Source organism: Nonomuraea sp. NPDC054003 (genome assembly GCF_055585125.1).
This window is the reverse complement of record NZ_JBVJKR010000046.1, coordinates 1-1,332: the sequence shown is the minus strand read 5'-3', so window position 1 is coordinate 1,332 and position 1,332 is coordinate 1. Positions and strand designations below refer to the sequence as shown.

The following is a 1,332-nucleotide window of genomic DNA, read 5'->3' as shown; positions in this document are numbered from 1 at the left end:
TGAACTGCGCCGGGATTGATGGAGACTCCATCGGTTGGAAAGGATGGAGTCCATGTCAGGTCGATCCAGCTCCCCGCACCCCGCCCAGCGTCGCTATCCACCAGAGCTGAAGGAACGGGCAGTTCGGATGGTGCAGGAGGCCATCCAGCAGTCCGGGGAGTCGTTCGGCGTGATCACCCGCGTCGCCCGTCAGCTCGGCATCGGATCCGAATCTCTGCGTAACTGGGTCAGGCAGGCCGAGATCGACGGCGGTAGCCGGGCCGGCACCAGCACCGATGAGGCCGAGCGGATCGCCGAGTTGGAGCGCGAAGTCCGCGAGCTGCGGCGGGCCAACGAGATCCTGAAGGCGGCGTCGGCTTTTTTCGCCAGCCAACTCGACCCTCGCCCGCCCAGATGAACGCCTTTATCGACGCCCACCGCGACCGGTTCGGCGTCGCGCCGATCTGCCGGGTCCTACAGGTCGCGCCCTCGACGTACTACGCGGCCCGTAGCCGGCCGCCCTCTGCACGGGCGGTGCGCGATGAGCACCTCAAGACCGAGATCACCCGTATCTACCAGGACAACTACTCCTGTTACGGCGCCCGCAAGATCTACCACCAGCTCCGCCGCGAGGGCTTGCCGGTCGCCAGATGCACCATCCAGCGGCTGATGGGTGAACTGGGCATCGCCGGGCTGGTCCGTGGCAAGGCCCGGCGCACCACCATCACCGACGACCAGGCCGAGCGTCCGGCGGATCTGGTCCGGCGTGACTTCCACGCTGCGGCGCCGAACCGGCTGTGGGTCGCCGACCTGACCTACGTCCGTACCTGGTCGGGCTGGGTGTACGCGGCGTTCGTCATCGACGTCTACTCCCGGATGGTCGTGGGCTGGCAGACCGCCACCCATCTCCGTACCGACCTGGCCTTGGACGCCTTGGAGATGGCCGTCTGGCACCGCGGCCGCGACGTCGGCGCCGACCTGTCGGAGCTGGTTCATCACTCCGACCGCGGAGTGCAATATCTATCGATTCGCTATACCGAGCGCCTGGCCGATGCCGGCGCGGTCGCCTCCGTCGGCAGCCGCGGCGATTCCTACGACAACGCCCTGGCCGAGTCCTTCAACGGGTTGTTCAAGGCGGAGCTGATCCGCCGCTACGGGCCATGGAAGGGCCTGGACGATGTCGAGCTGGCCACGCTGGAGTACCTCGACTGGTACAACCATCGCCGGCTGCACACCGCCTGCGGCGACATCCCGCCCACAGAGTACGAAGCGATCCACTACCGTCACCAACAGGCCGCAGTCACCGCGGCAGAAACCAAGTAGCCGAGTCTCCACGAAACCCGGCGCGGTTCA

At 66.9% G+C, this 1,332-nt stretch carries 1 protein-coding gene and 1 other annotated feature; the gene reads left to right on the top strand.

The window, feature by feature from the left end:
• The first annotated feature begins 52 nt into the window (after positions 1-52).
• A protein-coding gene (locus ACZ6YG_RS44615; RefSeq protein ID WP_466021373.1) for an IS3 family transposase occupies positions 53-1,302 on the top strand; the annotation gives its coding sequence in 2 pieces (ribosomal slippage) (positions 53-362 and positions 362-1,302; 1,251 coding nt in all).
• Positions 355-468 (top strand) — a sequence feature (AL1L pseudoknot). (Overlaps the previous gene by 114 nt.)
• Positions 1,303-1,332: the final 30 nt, after the last annotated feature.